The sequence below is a fragment of the Gillisia sp. Hel_I_29 genome (genome assembly GCF_000744275.1).
GTDB lineage: Bacteria > Bacteroidota > Bacteroidia > Flavobacteriales > Flavobacteriaceae > Gillisia.
The window spans coordinates 416,301-436,805 of record NZ_JQLP01000005.1 but is presented as its reverse complement, the minus strand read 5'-3'; the positions used below and the strand labels follow the sequence as shown (position 1 = coordinate 436,805).

General features: G+C 33.4%; 23 protein-coding genes and 1 tRNA gene. 12 read left to right on the top strand and 12 right to left on the bottom strand.

The genetic code is table 11. The annotated features are described in order from the left end of the window. Positions 1-33: 33 nt before the first annotated feature. Complete coding sequence (locus P163_RS06985) at positions 34-1,395, bottom strand: FAD-dependent oxidoreductase (RefSeq protein WP_034894051.1); 1,362 nt, start codon at positions 1,393-1,395, stop codon at positions 34-36. A gap of 302 nt (positions 1,396-1,697) precedes the next feature. On the opposite strand from P163_RS06985, the gene P163_RS06980 reads away from it, so the two are divergent. From P163_RS06980 to P163_RS06960, 5 genes are all read left to right on the top strand, one after another. After that, positions 1,698-2,819 (top strand): alkene reductase, encoded by a 1,122-nt coding sequence (locus P163_RS06980; protein WP_034889020.1) that lies wholly within the window; start codon positions 1,698-1,700, stop codon positions 2,817-2,819. 82 nt (positions 2,820-2,901) lie between these two features. Beyond that, complete coding sequence (locus P163_RS06975) at positions 2,902-3,540, top strand: flavin reductase family protein (protein WP_034889018.1); 639 nt, start codon at positions 2,902-2,904, stop codon at positions 3,538-3,540. Between the two features lie 308 nt (positions 3,541-3,848). After that, positions 3,849-4,004, top strand: coding sequence for a lmo0937 family membrane protein (locus P163_RS18285; RefSeq protein WP_034889016.1), 156 nt, complete (start codon positions 3,849-3,851; stop codon positions 4,002-4,004). Between the two features lie 82 nt (positions 4,005-4,086). Further along, positions 4,087-4,845 carry an SDR family oxidoreductase gene (locus P163_RS06965; protein ID WP_034889014.1) on the top strand — a complete coding sequence of 253 codons (759 nt, stop codon included), beginning with the start codon at positions 4,087-4,089 and terminating at the stop codon, positions 4,843-4,845. Between the two features lie 38 nt (positions 4,846-4,883). After that, positions 4,884-5,567 (top strand): hypothetical protein, encoded by a 684-nt coding sequence (locus P163_RS06960; RefSeq protein WP_034889012.1) that lies wholly within the window; start codon positions 4,884-4,886, stop codon positions 5,565-5,567. 5 nt (positions 5,568-5,572) lie between these two features. On the opposite strand, the gene kynU is transcribed toward P163_RS06960, so the two are convergent. Further along, positions 5,573-6,850 (bottom strand): kynureninase, encoded by a 1,278-nt coding sequence (kynU, locus tag P163_RS06955; RefSeq protein ID WP_034889010.1) that lies wholly within the window; start codon positions 6,848-6,850, stop codon positions 5,573-5,575. A gap of 126 nt (positions 6,851-6,976) precedes the next feature. Between kynU and P163_RS06950 the strand changes: the two genes are divergently transcribed. Continuing rightward, positions 6,977-7,621, top strand: a complete 645-nt coding sequence (locus P163_RS06950) for an O-methyltransferase (RefSeq protein WP_034889006.1) — start codon at positions 6,977-6,979, stop codon at positions 7,619-7,621. A gap of 6 nt (positions 7,622-7,627) precedes the next feature. Here the strand turns inward: P163_RS06950 and P163_RS06945 are convergent, their stop codons facing one another. The 7 genes from P163_RS06945 to P163_RS06915 all read right to left on the bottom strand — a co-directional run bounded on the left by P163_RS06945 (position 7,628) and on the right by P163_RS06915 (position 13,997). Further along, the gene (locus P163_RS06945) at positions 7,628-8,179 is read right to left on the bottom strand and encodes a phosphatase PAP2 family protein (protein ID WP_034889004.1); all 552 of its coding nucleotides are present in this window, start codon (positions 8,177-8,179) and stop codon (positions 7,628-7,630) included. A 5-nt stretch (positions 8,180-8,184) separates the two neighbouring features. Then, the gene (locus P163_RS06940) at positions 8,185-8,466 is read right to left on the bottom strand and encodes a twin-arginine translocase TatA/TatE family subunit (RefSeq protein ID WP_034889002.1); all 282 of its coding nucleotides are present in this window, start codon (positions 8,464-8,466) and stop codon (positions 8,185-8,187) included. Positions 8,467-8,548: 82 nt separating this feature from the next. Then, complete coding sequence (locus tag P163_RS06935; protein ID WP_034889000.1) at positions 8,549-10,864, bottom strand: M1 family metallopeptidase; 2,316 nt, start codon at positions 10,862-10,864, stop codon at positions 8,549-8,551. Between the two features lie 57 nt (positions 10,865-10,921). Beyond that, on the bottom strand, positions 10,922-11,422 hold the full coding sequence (locus P163_RS06930; protein WP_034888997.1) for a DUF6702 family protein: 501 nt from the start codon (positions 11,420-11,422) through the stop codon (positions 10,922-10,924). A 134-nt stretch (positions 11,423-11,556) separates the two neighbouring features. Continuing rightward, entirely contained in the window at positions 11,557-12,318 is a 762-nt protein-coding gene (locus P163_RS06925; protein WP_034888995.1) for a hypothetical protein, read from the bottom strand. A gap of 34 nt (positions 12,319-12,352) precedes the next feature. Then, positions 12,353-13,153 (bottom strand): hypothetical protein, encoded by an 801-nt coding sequence (locus tag P163_RS06920; RefSeq protein ID WP_034888994.1) that lies wholly within the window; start codon positions 13,151-13,153, stop codon positions 12,353-12,355. A gap of 28 nt (positions 13,154-13,181) precedes the next feature. Then, a complete protein-coding gene (locus tag P163_RS06915) occupies positions 13,182-13,997 on the bottom strand; it encodes a hypothetical protein (protein WP_034888991.1) in 816 nt (271 codons plus the stop codon). A gap of 105 nt (positions 13,998-14,102) precedes the next feature. Between P163_RS06915 and pepE the strand changes: the two genes are divergently transcribed. Continuing rightward, positions 14,103-14,810 carry a dipeptidase PepE gene (gene pepE / locus P163_RS06910; RefSeq protein WP_034888989.1) on the top strand — a complete coding sequence of 236 codons (708 nt, stop codon included), beginning with the start codon at positions 14,103-14,105 and terminating at the stop codon, positions 14,808-14,810. Continuing rightward, positions 14,811-15,725: a glutaminase gene (locus P163_RS06905; RefSeq protein WP_034888987.1), complete on the top strand. Its 915-nt coding sequence runs from the start codon at positions 14,811-14,813 to the stop codon at positions 15,723-15,725. Positions 15,726-15,854: 129 nt separating this feature from the next. Here the strand turns inward: P163_RS06905 and P163_RS06900 are convergent. Together P163_RS06900 and P163_RS06895 are read right to left on the bottom strand one after the other, a co-directional pair. Next, positions 15,855-15,927, bottom strand: a tRNA-Gly gene (locus P163_RS06900). Positions 15,928-15,974: 47 nt separating this feature from the next. Then, a complete protein-coding gene (locus P163_RS06895; protein WP_081891308.1) occupies positions 15,975-16,427 on the bottom strand; it encodes a GNAT family N-acetyltransferase in 453 nt (150 codons plus the stop codon). Between the two features lie 38 nt (positions 16,428-16,465). On the opposite strand from P163_RS06895, the gene P163_RS06890 reads away from it, so the two are divergent. The 4 genes from P163_RS06890 to P163_RS06875 are packed head-to-tail and all read left to right on the top strand — an operon-like array spanning position 16,466 to position 19,462. Then, on the top strand, positions 16,466-17,017 hold the full coding sequence (locus P163_RS06890) for a ClpP family protease (RefSeq protein ID WP_034888982.1): 552 nt from the start codon (positions 16,466-16,468) through the stop codon (positions 17,015-17,017). 5 nt (positions 17,018-17,022) lie between these two features. Beyond that, the gene (locus P163_RS06885) at positions 17,023-17,313 is read left to right on the top strand and encodes a GNAT family N-acetyltransferase (RefSeq protein WP_034888980.1); all 291 of its coding nucleotides are present in this window, start codon (positions 17,023-17,025) and stop codon (positions 17,311-17,313) included. A gap of 4 nt (positions 17,314-17,317) precedes the next feature. Next, the gene (locus tag P163_RS06880; RefSeq protein WP_051931177.1) at positions 17,318-17,779 is read left to right on the top strand and encodes a GNAT family N-acetyltransferase; all 462 of its coding nucleotides are present in this window, start codon (positions 17,318-17,320) and stop codon (positions 17,777-17,779) included. Positions 17,780-17,800: 21 nt separating this feature from the next. Beyond that, positions 17,801-19,462 (top strand): murein L,D-transpeptidase, encoded by a 1,662-nt coding sequence (locus P163_RS06875; RefSeq protein WP_034888979.1) that lies wholly within the window; start codon positions 17,801-17,803, stop codon positions 19,460-19,462. Here P163_RS06875 and P163_RS06870 read toward each other — a convergent pair. Beyond that, entirely contained in the window at positions 19,459-20,205 is a 747-nt protein-coding gene (locus tag P163_RS06870) for a murein L,D-transpeptidase catalytic domain family protein (protein WP_034888978.1), read from the bottom strand. The genes P163_RS06875 and P163_RS06870 overlap by 4 nt on opposite strands. Positions 20,206-20,505: the final 300 nt, after the last annotated feature.

Here is a 20,505-nt window from a genome sequence, read left to right as displayed (position 1 = left end):
AAGATCTCCTTTTTTTATTCCTCTAAATTAAATCTATTTAAAACTCAATTCGCTTTTATTAAGCGCTTTAAGTATTTTATTTTCTACTTCTTCACCATCCCAAATCTCTTCAATATCGTCAATTTTCATAATCTTTTCCATGATAGTTCTTTGTTCATCCCCTATAGCAAGCGCTTCTGCATAAGGCCTGTCTGAAAATGTAACTCTGGAATACAAAGGCAACCATTTATCTGGGTGCTTCTCTGAGAATTTTTTTTCAATTTTTTTCTGAAGTAAAAATTTAGGATTAGCAGTTTTACTGCTCATTTCTACCAAATTTCTATAACTAAGTTCTGCAATTGCATCTGCGTTAGGTTTTCTACTATTTTGATATTCTTTAAATATACGCTCCCAATCATCTCCATATTTTTCAATAAGTGAATCTAGCACAGAGATATCTTCGAAACCAGCGTTCATTCCTTGCCCATAAAATGGAACTATAGCATGTGCAGAGTCTCCTACTAAAGCTACTGTATTTTGATAGGTCCATGGAAAGCATTTCATTGTAACCATAGCACTAGTAGGATTCTTAAAAAAATCGTTAGTTAAATTGGAAATATCATCCTTTATATCTGGAAAGTATTCACTAAAGAAAGATTCTGCAGCCGCCTCGGTCCCTATAGTTTCAAAAGATACCTCTCCCTCAAACGGCATGAAAAGAGTACAGGTAAAACTTCCATCTAAATTAGGCATAGCAATGAGCATAAATTCTCCACGTGGCCATATATGAAAAGAAGCATTATCTAATTTATGACTCCCGTCTGCATTAGCAGGAATGGTTAATTCTTTATAACCTACATCTATAAAATGTTGAGAGTAGTTAAACCTACTCTGTCTCTGCATTTTATGTCTTACTCGAGAAAAAGCGCCATCTGCCCCAAAAACTAGATCATATTTGTAAGATTTCCATTCGCTTCTTTCACTTTCACCAGTAAAAATTTTAGCTTCTCCAAGGTCTATATCCCAAACTTTCTCTTCAAACTTGAAAACAACACCTGCATTTTCAGCAAGATCTATCATTTTTCTATTTAGAATTCCGCGAGAAATAGAATAGATAGCCTCTCCTTCTTTTCCATATTTCTGGAAGTATAGCGGCTTTTCATTTACGTGCATAGCACGTTTGTCTAATGGTAAAGCAATTTCTCTAATTTCATCTTCTACACCAACCTTGCGTAAAGCTTCCCAGCCTCTATTAGACATTGCTAAATTTATGGATCTACCAGAAAATTCTACAGTGCGCACATCACGTCTTCTGTCAAAAACAGTAACATCATGCCCCCGCTTTTTTAAATAGATTGCAAGAAGTGATCCTACCAATCCAGATCCTATGATCGCAATATTTTTTTTTGTCTGCATTCCGTTCATTTAGATTATAGCGCTGTAATTTTTTACTTTATTTCAACAATATCCAAAATTCTAAGTTGGACTTGATTGGTATATTTTGTTAACAAACATACAGAATTCCCGGGAATATGTAGAATACCATTTGTATTTAGATGTCTACCGAGGCATTAATAAATTATAGAAAAGCTGCAATTACAAGGAATCTATTTTGAAGATTCTTAAATTAAGTTAAAATAAAGCTCATTTACCATTTGTTTAACAAACGTTGGCCATATCACAATGTAACTTTATTAACAATTAAAAAAAATACAGAAATGACAGAGGACCAACCCCTATTGCAATCATATCAATTAGGCGATCTTACTTTAAAAAACAGAGTAGTGATGGCTCCAATGACCAGAAATAGAGCAGATAATAAAGAAAAAGCACCAACTAGCTTACACGCTAAATATTACCGCCAAAGAAGTGGTGCTGGCTTAATAATAACAGAAGGTTCACAAATTTCTGAACGTGCTGTAGGTTATATCAACACTCCCGGAATTCATACGGATGCACAAATTGAAGGATGGAAGAAGGTAACCTCTGCTGTTCACGAAGAAGACGGTAAGATATTTATACAATTATGGCACTGCGGAAGAATGTCTCATCCAAAATTTCACAAAGGAGAGAAACCATTAGCACCAAGTGCTGTAAATCCAAATGCACAATCGTACACTCAAGATGGTTTTGAAGATACTGTAGAGCCACAAGCTATGAGCCTTGCAGAAATCAAAGAAACGGTACAAGAATTTAAGAGAGCAGCACAAAACGCGAAAGATGCGGGATTTGATGGTATTGAAATACATTCTTCTAACGGATATCTTATTCATCAGTTCTTCAATAAAAAGGCAAATTTAAGAGATGATGATTACGGAGGAAGCATTCAAAATAGAGCTAGATTCTTTTTTGAGATCATAGATGCTTGTATAGAAGTTTGGCAGGAGAACAGAATTGGTGTACGATTAAATCCATCTCTTAACGATGTTTTTGGAATTACAGCTACAGAAGAGACGATTCCTACTTTTGACTATATTATAAAAAAGTTAAATGCTTATGATCTTTCTTATCTACACCTTTCAGAACCATTTACAGATGTTTCTGATATAGATTATTTAGAATCTAATATTGCAGAGCATTATAGACCTATTTACAAGGGTAACTTAATGATCAATGCTGGATTTACTCAAGAAAAAGGTAATAAGTTCATTGAAGAAGGAAAAGCAGATATGGTTGCATTTGGAAAACTATTTATTTCTAATCCAGATCTTCCAGCTAGATTTGCAAATAATGCACCTATGGCAGAATGGGATGAAGATACCTTCTATACTCCAGGGGAGAAAGGATACACTGATTATCCTAGATATGAAGATGAGAAAAAAAATGTAAAAGCTGAATAGCTATATTATAATATCAATATTTATAATTTCAGTTCTATAAATCTAAATAATAGGTCAGTTTTATACTGACCTTTTTTTAATTATGACATATTACAATCAGCAAGAATTAATAAAGCTGGATAAGTTGTTTAGAGGAAACCTTATTAATAGCTGTACAGGATACAAATCTGCAAATCTTATAGCTACAAAATCTGTAGCAGGAATAGAAAATGTAGCTGTGTTTAACTCGGTTAGTCACATTGGGAGCAACCCTCCCATTCTTTCGATTTTATTTAGACCAACTACGGTTTCCAGAAATACCTATACCAATATAAAAGATACCGGCATTTTTTCAATTAATAGTATTTCAGAAGATTTTATTAAACAAGCTCATCACACCGCAGCCAAATATGATGATACTATCTCTGAATTTGATAAATCAAACTTAAAGCAAGAGTATCGAGATGGTTTTGAAGCACCGTTTGTTCAGAATTCAATTATACAATTGGGCTGCAGGTATTTAAATGAATATCTTATTAAGGAAAATGACACCATCCTTGTTTTGGGTAGTATAGAACATCTTTATTTAAAGGAGAATATAATTCTAGAAGACGGTTGGTTAGATCTGGAAAAAGCTAATAGCATTGCCATTACTGGATTAGATGCATATTCCAAACCTAAACTTATAGACCGATTTAATTATGCTCGTCCGGAACAGGAAGTTAAATCAATTAAAAAATAAATATAAGCACATTCTTTCTTCAAATTCAAATCAACAAGTTTTATTGAACAATATACTAATGTACTGATTCACAAAGCATAAGAATAAATAAAGTTCAAGAATTTTGTCATTTTATTTAGTATTTAAGTTAAACACTAGTTAAATTGTATAAGGGTAGCTAACAGATTATATAAATTCGTATCAAATTAACTAACCAGGTTCAAGGTTTTCTGTAGTAATTAATAGTATCCTAAAGAGATTGCTGTTATTATTATTAAAAAACTAAGAATCATTAATTAGCAACGCAAGTTGCATTAAAAACCAATAATATGAGAGATTTAGTTTGGCTTATCGTAGTTTTATTAGTAATTGGATGGCTTGTAGGATTTTTTGCTTTTCCAGATCTAGGAAGCATTATCCACATCTTACTTGTAGTAGCTGTAATTTTAATTGTTTATAAACTACTTACTGGAAGAAGACTGTAACAGTCAGAATAAAATTATAAAAAGCCCTTTGAGATATCTTAGGGCTTTTTTATTATAATAAATTTAGATAAAAATTATAGAGATGTGGAATTTAACAGATAAGACCGCTTTAATAACTGGCGGAACTAAAGGAATAGGTAGAGCTACCGTGCTTGAATTCTTAAATTTGGGTGCTAAAGTTTTATTTACCGCAAGAAATGAAGATGACATAATAGAATTTGAAAATGAATTAAAAGCTCAAAATCTAAATGCTACAGGTTTAGTATCTGATGTCTCGATTGCTGAAGATAGAATGCATTTAAAGGATTGGATTGAAGAAAACTGGAATACTTTAGACATATTAGTGAATAATGCGGGAGTAAACATTAGAAAAAAAGCAATGGATTATTCTGAAGAGGAGGTGCAAAAAGTCTTAAACATCAATTTGTATGCTCCCTTTCAACTAAGTAGATTATTGCAACCATTTCTAATAAATTCTAAGAATGCCACCGTTATAAATATAGGTTCTGTTGCAGGATCTCAAGATGTAGGAACAGGAACACCTTATGCAATGGCAAAGGCAGGATTACTTCAGCAAACAAGGAGTTTAGCCGTAGAATGGGCAGAAATGGGTATAAGAGTAAATGCTGTTTCACCATGGTTCACTAAAACTTCACTTACCAAAGGTTTGCTTGGCCAGGAAGAACGTATGAGGCCAATTATCGAAAGAACACCTTTAAAAAGAGTTGCAGAGGCAGAAGAAATGGCGTCTATCATTTCATTTCTTGCAATGGAGAAATCTTCTTACATCACCGGTCAAAATATTATTGCAGATGGTGGAATGAGCATTAATGCCATTTAAACTTCTAGATTTGTTATATTTATTAAAAATTGAACCCTATGAAAAAAACATTATTACTTCTAGCTTTTACAGCAACATTGTTGAGCTGTAAGAATGAAACAAAATCTGAAGACAGCCAAGAAACCTCTGTAGTTGAAAACAATTTAACGACAAGTGAAAAAATCGCTAATGCTAATGGATTTGAGAATTTTGATTCTGTAGAAGAGATCAACTTTACTTTTAACGTTAAGGTAGGAGACTCATTAAGATCTTCTAGAGCATGGACGTGGAATCCAAAACAGAATAAAGTAGCTATGACAGAAAATGATTCTACCGCTACTTACATTAAAGGAAGTAATAATCTTTCTGAAGAAGATAAAGCATTAGATTCTAAATTTGTTAATGATTCGTATTGGTTGCTATTTCCTTATCAATTAGTATGGTCTGATGCTAATTTTAAAGAAGAAAAAAATGCTATTGCACCTATAAGCAAAGAGAAGATGAATAAACTTATAGTATCCTACAATGCAGATGGTGGTTATACCCCTGGAGATACTTATGATGTTTATTACGACGATGACTTTATGATAAAAGAATGGGTTTACAAAGCCGCCGGAGGTGGTAGAGAAATGGCTAACACCTGGGAAGACTATGAAACTTTTAAAGATCTTAAAATATCAAAAATGCATAAATCTGAAGATGGATCTTTCCAACTTTACTTTACAGACATCAGCGTAAAATAAGGATATTAGGTGGTTTCAATTCCTTTTTTAAGGATTTGTCCAAACTCATACATATCTTCAAAAGAACAGTAAAATGGAGCTGGAGCTAAACGAATAACGTTTGGCTCTCTCCAATCTGTTATCACTCCATTTTCCATCAAATAATTGAACAACTCTTTACCTTCCCCATGAAGAAATACAGATAGTTGCGTGCCTCTTTCTTTCTGATCTGCAGGTGTAATAATTTCAAAATTACCCTCTACTTCTCTATCAATTTCGTGAAGAATAAATTCCAAATAAGCTACGATCTTATCTCGCTTTATAATTAGAGCTTCCATACCAACCTTCTCAAACATTTCTAAAGAAGCTAAATAAGGTGCTAACGCAAGAATTGGGGCATTACTTATCTGCCATGCGTGTGCATTGGGTTCTGGCTGAAATTCTGGTTCCATTAAGAATCTTCTCTCTTTGTTATGTCCCCACCAGCCTTCAAACCTTGGTATATCTTTTAAATTGTGATATTTCTTGTTAATAAAGCATCCAGACGCATTACCAGGACCAGAATTCATATATTTATAACTACACCAGGCTGCAAAATCAACATCCCATTTATGAAGATCTAAATGAATATTCCCTGCAGCATGTGCAAGATCCCAACCTACTTTAGCACCTACCTCATGACCAGCTTTGGTTATCATCTCCATATCCATAACCTGGCCTGTATAGTAATTAACACCTCCTATTAACACCAAAGCACACTCCGCTCCAACTTCCTTGATGGTATCTAGAATATCTTCTGTTCTAAAATTTTGTTCTCCCTCTCGCTTTTTAATTTCTACAATAGCATCTTTAGGATTCAAACCATGAAATTTAACCTGAGAAGCAATCATGTATTGATCGCTTGGAAAAGCTTTCTCTTCGCATATGATCTTATATCTTTTTTTATCCGGACGGTAAAATGACACCATTAAAAGGTGCAGGTTCACAGTAAGAGTATTCATTACTGTTACCTCTTCTGGTAATGCTCCAACCACCTTTGCAAGCTTTGCAGAAAAACGTTCATGATAATCCCACCATGGCTTATCTGAATAGAAATGTCCTTCTACAGCAAGATTAGCCCAATCTGTCATGATCTCATCTACATATTTTTTTGCAGATCTTGGCTGTAAACCAAGAGAATTCCCGGTAAAGTAAATTACATCTTTTCCATTCACCTTCGGAAATATAAACTCTTCTTTATACGCTGCCAAATGATCTTCACTATCCAAGGACCTTGCGAATTCTCTGGTATTTTCAAATTTCATAGAAACTAGTTTTACGTAAAAATACCACTAAATTTTAGGTTCAAAAAGTACAATGCAAGCTTTTGTATCCTCAAAAATCTATTAGAATATTAGATATGCTTAAATTTGACAAAAAATTCAGAATACATGCATTTTATCCCAGAAGCATTAGACCAATACGCAGTAGATCATACGCAGGCAGAACCAGAATTATTAGCTGAACTCACCCGAGAAACCTATCAAAAGATCTTACAACCCAGAATGCTTAGTGGTCATTTTCAAGGAAGATTACTTAGCTTGATCTCAAAGATACATAGTCCTCAGAATATCTTGGAATTAGGAACTTATACAGGATATTCTGCATTATGCCTGGCTGAAGGTATTCAGGATAAAGGAGAGTTACATACTATAGATGTAAATGAGGAGCTAGTAGATTTTCAAAGACGTTATTTTGATAGTTCTCCATATTCATCTCAGATCTTTCAGCATCTAGGGAGCGCATTAGATATAATACCTCAACTCCATCAAAAGTTCGATCTTATATTTTTAGATGCAGACAAGCCTAACTACCCAGCTTATTTTGATCTTATAATGGATAAAGTTAATCCTGGAGCGCTTATCCTTACAGACAATGTACTATGGAGCGGAAAGGTTATAGAAAAAGTAAGAGAAGATGATATTTCTACCAAGGCCCTATTAAAGTTTAATAAGATGATTGCCAATGATGAGAGAATAGAGACTATTCTATTACCTATTAGGGATGGAATAAGCCTAAGTAGAGTTAAGAAATAGATGATCTTATTTTCTGCTGATTTTTTTAAAGATCTTAAAACCTAAGAAACCGAATATAATTCCTATCATAGTGCCCACTATAATATCTGAAGGATAGTGAACTCCAACATATATTCTACTGGTTACAAAGATAAATGGCCATAAATAAAACAGGTAGATCCACTTGTAGCTACTCTTTAAACTAAGCACAAAAAATGTGGTTACAGCGAAAGATACAGATGCGTGTCCGGAGAAAAAACTATAGTTGTCTGGGGTTTGAAGGATCCTAATAATATCCGAAAGATCCGGATTGTTATTTGGCCTTAATCTGGAAGAATAATTCTTAATTAAATTGGTAAAAACAAAAGTTACATAAAAGGTAAGTAGAAGAAACGTGGAACTAAGAAGGGCTTTTTTCCAATGAAAGGTTATAAAATATAGAACGAAGAAAAAAATATATAACGGGATCCAGTGTTTAATGTTGGTAACAAAGATCCAGAAATTATCATACTGCTCAACTCCCAAATTGTTTAAGAATACGAACAATTTTCCGTCCCATTCATTTAAACGCTCCAGCATATCGCCTACAATCTTCTTCTTACAGAACCTGTAATTTCTTCAATATCTTCTTTCACCTTACTGATCTCATTTCTAACATCATTCGAGATATTAGAATCTATACCCTGTTTTTCTGCACTTTTTGTAATCTCACCCTTAATATCATTGGTGGCATTTCGAACAGTTCTCATACCTTTCCCCAATCCGCGGGCTATTTCAGGAATCTTATCGGCGCCAAATACCATGACTAATATAAATATTATAAAGCCAATTTCAGCACCACTAATAAATAATGGAAGTGTTATCATAAGAACAAAGATAATGACAAATTTATTTTAAAAAAGAAGCCGACTCGTTAAAGTCGGCTTAATTTTTAGAAATAAATTTCAATTAGTTGCTAGCTTCTTTCTTGAAATTCTGAAACTTATCTTCTTTGGCATTTTGAGGCCAGCTATTATTGTCTAAATTAACATCTGCAGTCTCTAAATTAGGATCTACTGTAATCTTAGTGATTTCCTTATCTGATGCAATAGCCTTGCTCACTTCTTTATCATTCTTTCTCCAGATCTGAGCAGGATATTTCACATTATTGGTAGTACCATCTGCATAGGTGTACTCCACAATAAGTGGCATTACCAAACCTCCTGGTTTGTTAAAAGTAACCTGATAGAAAAACTTAGGATTTTTGAGCTTCGCTCTTTCCTCAGGCGTAAAATTATCCATTAGGTACTCATTCAATTTTGGAGCGTTCTCTAAAGAAGTCTTTCCTTTTGATTCTGCATTATATTCATCACTTCCTTCTTCAACAACATAAACTGCATCTATACTTGCAGGATCTTCAACATTATATCTCTCAAGTAAGGCTTTACCTTCTTTGGTAACTTTATCTGTGATCTGAAATTTCTTAACTTCTTTAATTCCAATATCAACATTATCTGTTCCATAGAACCAACCTCTCCAAAACCAGTCTAGATCCACACCGGATGCATCTTCCATAGTTCTAAAGAAGTCTTCTGGAGTAGGATGTTTAAACATCCATCTATTTGCATAAGTTTTAAAAGAGTAATCAAAAAGATCATGACCCATTACGGTCTCTCTTAAAATATTTAAAGCAGTGGCAGGCTTACCGTAAGCGTTATTACCTAATTGAAAAACATTCTCTGGATTAGACATGATTGGAGCAATATAAGATTGATCTCCTTTCATATAAGGAACTATTTTGGAAGGAATTCCTCTTCTAGAAGGATAAACTTCTTCCGGACTAATAGCTTGGGGATATTCTCTCGCAAATTCTTGTTCTGCTAAATACTGCATAAAGGTATTTATACCTTCATCCATCCAACCCCATTGGCGCTCATCACTATTCACGATCATTGGGAAAAAGTTATGCCCTACTTCGTGAATGATAACACTCATCATTCCAAATTTTACTCGGTCTGTATAAGTTCCATCCTTTTCAGGACGACCATAATTCCAACAGATCATAGGATATTCCATCCCCTGGTTTTTTGCATGTACAGATATCGCTTTACTATATGGATATTGAAAAGTATGATCTGAATAAGATTTCACAGTACTAGCTACCACTTTCGTAGAATAATCTCCCCATAGCGGATTCCCTTCTTTAGGATATAAAGATTCTGCCATTACATCTTTACCCATCACTTTTACATTCATCATATCTACAATGAATTTACGTGAAGTAGCAAAAGCAAAATCTCTAACCATTTCAGCTTTTAACTTCCAAGTTTTCTTTTTATCTGAAAAACCTTTTTCTGCAGCTTCTGCTTCTTCCTGAGTTACAATAACTACTGGCTTATCATAAGATTTTTTCGCCTGCTCATAACGTTTCATCATTTCTCTGGAATAAACGTCTTTTCTATTCTGAAGCTCTCCCGTTCCATCTAAAATATGATCTGCAGGAACCGTAATATTCACTTCATAGCTTCCAAATGGAAGAGCAAACTCTCCACTACCCCAGAATTGCATATTTTGCCATCCTTCTACATCATTATAAACCCCCATTCTTGGGAAGAATTGAGCAATTACATATACATTGTTCCCATCTTCAGGAAAATGCTCGTATCCAGATCTAGCTCTATCTGTTACATGATTATTAATGTTGTACCACCATTTTATGTTGAAAGAATAACTCTCGCCAGCTTTTAAAGGCTGTGGTAGATCTACTCTCATCATTGTAAAATTGATAGTATGTGGCAATGACTTCCCGTCTTTAGAAGATACTTCTTCTATATGAAATCCACCATCAAAAGGTTCTTCCATAAAATCATTTACAAAAGTACTGCTTTGAGTTACTGGAGAAATCCCATTCCCATCCTTAAGCTTAGCCTCAGAATCTTTCGTTCTAATATTTTGATCTAATTGCACCCATAAATACTCTAAAGCATCTGGAGAATTGTTATGATATGTAATTGTCTCGTACCCTGACAGTTTTTGATTTTTATCATCTAACTCAATATCCATCTTGTAATCTGCCTGATTTTGATAATAGGCTTCTCCCGGAGCACCTGCCCCTGTACGATATTGATTTGGAGTTGAGAACTCCTGATACAGTTGTCTAAATTTGTTTTGATTAGTGTGTCCGGCTTGAACTGTTTCCTCCTTAGTTGCCTGCTCATCCTGAGCAAATACACCAGCAGACAAAAACAAAAAACAAACCAAAAGGGTTGATTTAATTTTTCTCATTATTTAAATATTAATTTTAAGATTGCTAAAAATAGGTAATTATAAAAATTTTACACTTTAATCGTTGAAATTTAACACCTCTTCCAATTTTCCATCAGCCAGAACCATACTCTTCATTTGTCCTTTATACGCTACATGGACTAGGTTCTTCTGTTCTGGAAAAAGATCTGCTAAAACAGCATTTTGAATTTTGATACTCGAAAATTCCGGTACATTTAAAACTTCTAGATAAGCAATTGCCGTATCATCATCATATTCCTTCCCAAGGTAATTCACCTTATATTTCTTCCCGTCTACTTCAACTTCTATCTTTTGCTCTAAGTATTTCTTTATATACCCAAATACTTTAGCGTCATCTGTTTTCTTAGAAAGCAAAATAGATGTATCATACCTTTTCTGAAGAAGATCTTCCAGATCATCTACAAAAATTCGAGATATAATCTGAAGGCTCTTTTCCTTTTCATTGTACTTTACATCTGTAACACTTACATAGAATTTATGATTCGCCTTAAACGAAGAAAGACCAATTAAGAAAAGTAATAACATTTTATATTTCATAATGAAGTGCTGTAAAGGTTAGACTTATTAAATCAAAAATAGTTTAATCGTAATTATAATAACTCAAATAGTATTCCAGCAATATTTCATTATCGTAGATCATAGTAGTAAATAATTTAAAATAGCTGCAATAATTATTTTTGGAGTTGTAAAAAATCTTCAGCAATCTTTTCGAAATACTGAATAAGATCCAGTTCATTACCGGTTTCTACAACATATTTTAAGTTCCGCTCTTCTGCAGCATAATAGATAAATCTATATATGAGATCTTCTGAAATTTTTAGATGCTCCGCAAAGAATTCTGATGGGAAAGTTTCTATGGTTTTATTCACTAAAATAGAAAGATCTTGATTTTCCTTTATTTTTTTTAGCTCTTTCAATCTGCCAGAAATTAGATTAATTAAATAATCTACAGGCAATCCACTACTAGAATGAGTAGCTGAATAAATTCTCCTCTCGGCTTGAGTTAAGGGCGGTTTTTTAGAAACTGGAAGACCTACACTAAAGGCTGTAATTGTTTTGATATCTTTAGTGTCCTGACTTAAATTTCCAGAGAGGCGATAATTATTAATATTAACAGCATCCAGCTCATTTACATTATCTTGTAAAGTAACTTCAAGATATCCGGAACCAATTATTTCTTTATCGATCTTTATCTCTAATCTCTTATAAGGAATAGAAGAAAAAAGTAAGGTATCATTCTCTGCTACCGCGATCTCAAATCCTCCATTTTCAGTATTTATTGTTCCTGTCTGCTGAGTAATATTAATAATATTTACAGAGATCTCACCTAAAGTCTGGTTATTGATCTTACCTTTTAAAAGAACATCATTTTGCGCGTAACCAATACCTATAAATAAAAAAAATGATAAGATCAGAAATAATAATTTATACATAGAGTTAGTTAAGAGTAATGGAAAAAATCTTTATCTAATTTTGCTCTTTAAGCTTTCGGTAATTTTTACTTTGAAGCATAAAAAACTCTATTAACTCCAGATCATTCTTATTCTCTTGGACTAAAGCACCAAGGCCATTGTCATAGGCATAGAAAATAAAATCATTTATATAATCGTAATCAATTTGAAGGGTTTCAGTAAAAAAAACATCCCCGTATAACTTCCGCATCTCACTCGGGTTACTTCTAGGCATTGGCGCAACAGTTTCTACTGACTTACCTGCAATTCCTGTAAGATCTATAGCAGCAGCCAACAAATTAAAAATATTGATCGAACCATCTACTTGGGTAGACTCTCCCAATGCAATGTTGGTAGGTTTAGATTGAGTATCATTAATATCAGAATCAAATCTAGCATTCTTAACATCTTCAAATTTCCAACTTAATACAGGAAAACTATAAGTTTCCATCGCTTCACTATCTACAGCAAGATTTCCTGTAAGATGATAGTTATTTAAATTTACTGTAGCTAGTTCATTTACATCTTCTTTTAGCGAAACACTTAAAAACTCATTATTATAGATCTTAGAAGTGATCTCCATTTTCAGGTTTTCATAAAGAATTGAAGAGAATAATAAGGTATCACCTTCTCTAACGCGAATTTCAAAATCCCCATTTCTAGAACTCGTAGTACCAGTTCTTAGATTGGTGTTAATAATATTTATAGAAGTTCCCTCCAGATCCTGAGCCTCAATAGCCCCCTTAAGAAGAATAGATTCTTGTGCAGTTGCGGTAATTGCAAAGAATAGAATACATGCTAAAAAAGAATATTTCATATTACTGATCTTAAAACCAGTAATTATCTTAATTTCTGGCTTGTTGTTTCTTGTATTTTTTACTTTGCTCTACAAGGAAATCTATAAGATCTAGCTCATTTCCTTTCTTCAACATTTGTTCACTTAAGCCATTATCGTCAGCAAAATATATAAAATCATTAATGTTCTCCATTTGAATATCTAGATTCTCTTGGAAGAAATTATCATTATAAAGTTTCCTGATCTCGTTATCTACTTCGGCATTTGGAATAGTACTGTAGGGATTACGAATTTCCTTCTCTTTGTTATTGATCAATAACTCTTTAAAAATGTTAACAAAATTAATGCCATTAACTAATCTTGTATTACCCATGAGCATTGCTGTATTTCTTGGGGCTCTATTTTGAGGTGCGCTATAAGCAACATCTGCATTAGAATTCATAACATCAACAGATCTTAGATCTTTGGCGTAATCTACTGATTCTAATCTTTGTACGTCTACATTTATATTTCCAGAAAGATCATAAGGAGATACCACTACTTCTGGTAATGCGTTAATAACTTCATTTAAATAAATATCTAAATTTTTTGATGCTACTACGGTTTCCCCTATTAAAACAGTAAAAGCCTCAAACTGAACGGAGGTAACTCTAATAGTATCTTTAGCGCTTACCTCTAATTTAAAATCTCCTTTGATATCTGAAATAGTTCCTTTATTAGAACTTACATTATAAATGCTTACCCCTTCAGGGTCATCTTGCTTAGGTACGTGAATGGTACCGTTAACTTCAGTTCTATCATCAACTTGTGCAAAGGCAGAAATTCCAAAAAAAATCACCATTACAGTGAGTACTATTCTTTTCATAAATTTAATTTGAATAAAGAAACAAATCCATTTCTAATAAAAATAATAAGCATCGCCTAAACTTTTGTTAAACCACCACAATACTTAAATTTACAAAAAAATAATATGAGAAATGCTATTTTAGCAAGTACCTCTACCTTACATGGCGAGAAATATCTTGCATATCTATTACCGGAGCTATCCAAGTTATTTAAGAATGCTCAAGAATTACTTTTTATTCCATACGCCAGGCCTGGTGGTATATCGCATGATGAATATACATCTTTAGTTAAAGAAGCTACCAAAGAACTTCATTTTAGCGTGAAAGGCATTCACGAATTTGAAGATCCAATTGAAGCTATAAAAAATGCTCGAGCAATATTTACCGGAGGCGGTAATACTTTTATGCTTGTAGATAAGCTCTATCGTAATAAGGTTATGCAAACTTTAAAAGAGGCAATCTTGAACGGCACTCCGTATCTAGGAACAAGTGCAGGAACAAATATTACAGGCCTTACTATGCAAACCAGCAATGATATGCCTATTATCTATCCTCCAAGTTTTAAAACTCTTGGTATTGTACCTTTTAATTTGAATCCACATTATTTAGATCCAGATCCAAATTCTACCCATAAAGGAGAGACCAGAGAGACGCGTATCAAAGAGTTCCATAAAATTAACACTCAGCCAGTGATTGGTTTAAGAGAAGGAAGCTGGTTAGAAGTAAATAATAATGACATTACGCTACGAGGAAACCTAACAGCAAGAATATTTATGCCAGGAAAAAATCCTATAGAATTAGAAACTAACAGTACATTAAATAATATCAATTAAATGGACTTTCAGAAAATACTTAATACCATTCAAGAGGATCTATCTCATTATGATGCTTTTGGAAATGTAGCCTCTTACATTCCAGAATTGGCAAAAATAGATCCCAAGAAATTTGGTATGCATCTCTATGGAACAGATTCTCAACATTACAGTGTTGGAGATAGTGACGAGAAATTCTCCATTCAGAGTATTTCGAAGGTATTTACCTTAACTATGGCCATGAATATTCTAGGAGAAGATCTTTGGGACAGAGTAGATGTTGAGCCATCTGGAGATCCATTTAACTCCTTAACACAACTGGAATACGAAAGCGGGGTACCTAGAAATCCTTTTATTAATTCTGGCGCCCTAGTAATTGCAGATATTCTGATCTCTAATTTGGATAATCCAAAAGAAGATCTTTTGCAATTTGTAAGAAAGATTACTGGCAAAGAGAGTATAGATTATGATTACACGGTGGCTGCTTCAGAAAAATCTACAGGTTACAGAAATTATGCACTAGTAAATTATATGAAAGCTCTAGGAAATATCAAAAATGATGTAGACACCATTGTAGACTTCTATTTTCATCAATGTTCCTTAGCAATGTCTTGCGCAGAACTTGCTACAGCTTTTATGATCTTTGCAAATAAGGGTAGAATATTAGATACCGATGAAAAGATCTTATCAAAAACGAAGAATAAAAGAATTAACGCTTTGATGCAAACCTGTGGTTTTTATGATGAAGCAGGAGAATTTAGCTTTGAAGTTGGCTTACCTGGTAAAAGTGGTGTTGGAGGCGGAATTATAGCAATACATCCTTCAAGATATTCTGTAGCTGTTTGGAGCCCTATTTTAAATGAAAAAGGAAATTCTGAATTAGGGATGGCTGCATTAGAAAAGCTAACCACACTAACGGGACTTTCTATTTTTTAGATATTTATAAAATTAGTCAGCCAATAGCTTGTAGCATTTATTTAGTATAAGACTTCACCTCTTCCATTATCAATCTTACATCTTATTAGTAAGTAATAAAAAAGCCTTCCTGATACAGGAAGGCTTTTGAGCGAAAGACCGGGTTCGAACCGGCGACATTCAGCTTGGAAGGCTGACGCTCTACCAACTGAGCTACTTTCGCAAGACTCTGCAAATATAATCTGAAATCTTTAAAAATTCCAAAAAAATCTACAGCTTTTTTAAAAAATGATATCCTTTAATCACATAATCTAGATTCATATAAAATTTATGAGACCTAAAGTTCTGAACGTAAGAGTTTAACTCTGAAGTTTCACAACCTCGCTCTTTGGCATAATGGAAAATAAAATTGAAAAGTTTTTTTCCAATACCTGTATTTTGCAACTCAGAATTAATATAAACATGATCTACTTCACAAGATTTTCCGCAATAATGTCTAGTCATAAACCAAAGTCCGAACACCCCCACTAACTTTTCATCTAAATAGATACCAAAACATTCATAATTCTGATCGAACATTTCTTCAAATCTAGCACGTAGAATTTCTTCATCCACCTGATATTCACCTAGTTTTTGAATTAATGGGAGCACCAAATCTAATTGGTTCTTTAAAATCTTGTTAAATGCCAATTCCATCCTACCGTTTTCTGCGAAAATAGTCATAATTTTAGCTATTGATAATAATTTGATTTTACATACTTATGAAAAATAAACCAGGAAAAATTCAAGACCTTATAGATGCAAATTTTTTAGAGCAACGAAAAGTTTTTCTTTGGGGACAAGTAGATGGAAAAACGGCTAAACACGTTATAGACCATCTTTTATATCTTGATTCAGTATCTAATGAAGAAATTCAGCTGTTCATAAATAGTCCGGGAGGTTTCGTTACTGATGGCTTTGCAATGTATGACACCATGAAATCTTTAAGAAGCCCTATTTCAACAATTTGTTCAGGACTGGCTGCTTCTATGGGATCCATTCTCCTTTCTGGAGGAACCAAAGGAAGAAGATTTATTCAACCTTTAGCTAAAGTAATGATACACCAACCAAGTGGAGGTGCCAGAGGTCAGGCTTCTAATATCGAAATTCAGGCTGCAGAGATCTTGAAAATTAGAGATATTAGCGCACAAATTCTTTCTGAAAATTGCGGTCAGAAAATTGAAAAAGTTTTAAAAGATTTTAATAGAGATTACTGGATGGATGCTCAGGAATCTGTAGACTACGGAATTGTTGACGGAATTTTTAAGCAATAATAATTATGAGTAACAAGATCAATCATAAAGAAGCAGACGGTCAAGGAATGTTTTTTATTGAAGATGATAATGGTATAATCTCTCAGCTTACCTATTCTATTCAAAATAACGGGATAATGGCTTTAGACCATACTGAAACTGTAGAACAAAGAAAAGGCGAAGGATTGGCTACTAAACTCGTAAAAGAGAGTGTTTCTTATGCTAAGAAAAATGATCTGATGATAGATCCTGTTTGCCCATTTGCAGAAGAAGAATTCGATAAGAATAAAGAATACCAGGAAGTTAGAGTCAATTAAAAAAATGACCATTTCTTTGAATAAAAACGTTGAGATTCACGAAATCTCTTCCGAAGAAACTTTTGTTATAAGACAAAAAGTTCTAAGACCCGGAAAGCCTGTAATACAATGTTGTTTTGAAGGTGATCAAGCCTTAGATACATTCCATTTAGGAGCGTTTTTTCAAGATAAACTAATAGGGGTTGCAAGTTTTATGAAAAACAGCAACCCCTCATTTTCTCCTCACAATCAATACCAACTAAGAGGAATGGCTATTTTAGAGTCATTCAAAAAACAAGGTATAGGAGCACAGCTCCTAAAAACTGGTGAATCTAAAATCTGTTCAATCTTAGAGGAACCCACATTATGGTTTAACGCACGCACAACAGCCGTAGGTTTCTATGCGAAATACGATTATCAAATAAAGGGAGAAGAATTTGAGATTCCTGAAGTTTGTAAACATATAGTAATGTTTAAAAAACTATAGCGCTACCTTAAATTGACATTTATGCTACTCTATCATCACATTATGAATTTTGAAAGGTCTTTTAAAAAAGGTGTATTTATAGTATTCTTATTATTTATAATTTCATGTAATAACCAGGCCAATAATAATGTTAATGGCGATAGCTACAACCCACAATCTCCAGTAGAAGAGATAGCTGAAGGAACACCTGAAGCTATTTTAAGAGTATTGCAAGAAAAAGATAGCACTAGCCTATTTGAGAGAGATTCTATAAAAACCTTTTATAAGGCTCGAGCAAATAAGCCGGTATGGAGCGATACTCAATTTAGAAATGCGTTTTTAGACACCTTAAAAAATGCTAAATATCAAGGCTTTTTGTTTCAAGATTTCCATGGAAATGAAATTGAAAATCTCACCAAAAATTTACAAGATAGATCTTCAGAAGAAATAAGTGCTCTAGATATTTATTTAACAGACGCTTTCTTCAAATATGGCAAACAGCTCTGGTATGGAAAGACCAATCCTAAGAAACTACACGAAATATGGGATCTTACTCGCAAAAAAATCTCGATCTCCAAACTCCTAAATGAATCTATTGATAAGAATGATCTATCCTTTGCTATAAAGAAATTAGGTCCTATCAATCCAATTTACAACGAACTGATTTTAGCTGCTAAAGAACAATCTATTTTAATGGAGAAGGATTCTTCAAAAATCATGAAGATTGAAATAGGAAAAACCATAAAACCAGAAAGTTCAGATCCAAGAATGCCAAGAATAAAAGCAAGACTACAACAACTTGGCTATTTAAAAGATGCAGACACGTCTAGCGTAAATTCTAAAACATCAGAAAGGGCTATTAAAGCTTTTCAACAAGATCATGGGCTTATGATAGATGGAATTATAGGGAACGCAACGCTATACAATTTAAACAAATCAGCTAAAGATTGGTATAATATTCTTCAAGTAAATCTAGAGCGATGGAGATGGTACCCAAGAGAACTAGGATCAGATTATATATTAGTGAATGTAGCAGACTTTAAGCTAGAGTTCATAAAAAACGGTAAATTTAAAGACGAGCATAAAATTGTAGTTGGACTACCATCTAGGGCAACCCCGGTATTTTCTGATGAGATAGAAAACATAGTTTTAAATCCATCCTGGTATATTCCCCCTACCATTAAAACTAAAGATGTAATTCCAGGCGCAAGAAAAGACCCTAACTATATAAATAAGAAACATTTAAATGTTATTTCCCAAAGCGGCGAACGCTTAGACCCTCTTAATGTAAACTGGAATTCTAAGGAGGTTTATAGCTATAGGTTTAAACAAGATCCCGGAAGCGCAAATCCATTAGGACAGGTAAAGATCAATTTCCCAAACAAACACTTGATCTATTTACATGACACCAATTCAAAATCGTTATTCAGTAATAACGCTAGATCCAACAGTTCTGGCTGCGTAAGAGTAGAAGGAGTTATAGATCTGGCTAAAGAATTATTAAGCGATCAGAAACAATACAACTCAGATAAAGTAGATGAATTGTTAGCTTCTGGCAAGACAAGATATATCAAACTAACTACTCCCGTAAAGATCTATATTTTCTATTGGACCGCATGGAGAGAAAATGGTAAAACCCATTTTACCCATGATATATATAATGATGATGAAAAGATACTTAAAGCTCTGAATATCATTCACTAAGCTTTGATCATTGCAGAATTGCTGTTATAATTGTTATCCGCAGAATATATAAACATTACAGATCTATCTTTAATGGTTTCAATAATATCTTTGGTAAGAGCTGCAGGAACTGCAGGACAACCATAACTTCTTCCTAATCTACCTGCACGATCAATAAAATCTTTAGTAGCATAATCTGCTCCATGAACAACTACATATCTATCTCTCGCATTAGAGTTAAATTTTTCCTCCTGCCCATCTATGAACATTGATAGTCCATTTTTACCATAATAGGTCTCTCCGGTTACATAGAACCCAAGTGATGACTGTAATGAGTTTACTTTGTTTGAAAATTTACTAGCAAATTCTCCCCCTGTATTCTTACCATGAGCAACAAGGGTATTGAAAAGAACGGTATGATTTTTCATATCCAACACCCACATTCTTTTTTGAGTAGAGGAAAGTGTAAAATCTATAATAGTTAAGATCTCCTTTTTTATTAATGCTTTATCTTCTAATTTAGAATATCCCATCACTCCATATTTAAAGCTTTCCAAATTAGGGACGCTAGTGTTATTTTCTACAAACTCATTATACATCACATTTACTTTTTCATCAAAAGTTAAAGTAGCAGATTTTGCAGTTGGAGATGTTTCTAAAGTTGTTGTAGGAATAGTAACGTTTGTGTTATTATGGCCATCTAAGGTTGTAAATGCGAAAGAAGTAGCTAAAGCGGCAAATACAGTCAAGATTTTGTAGGTCATATAATTTGGGTTTTATGGTTATATGTTAATTAAATGCAAAGAGAATACCAACTTACAAAAAATTATATTTAAATTCTTTATTTGATGATTAATATAGCTTATTTAACATTTCTAGCCGTCACAATATTGTAAATAAGCCTTTTGCGTCTTAATTTATAATGAACACTTTTTCTAAAACGTATAATATGTTGTATTATTATATAGAGGGCAAAATAAAATTTTTAAGAATTATTTAATGAATGCTAATTATTAATTTTAACATACCTGCTCTGAAGAAAATAATGATGAATATGTCTTTAA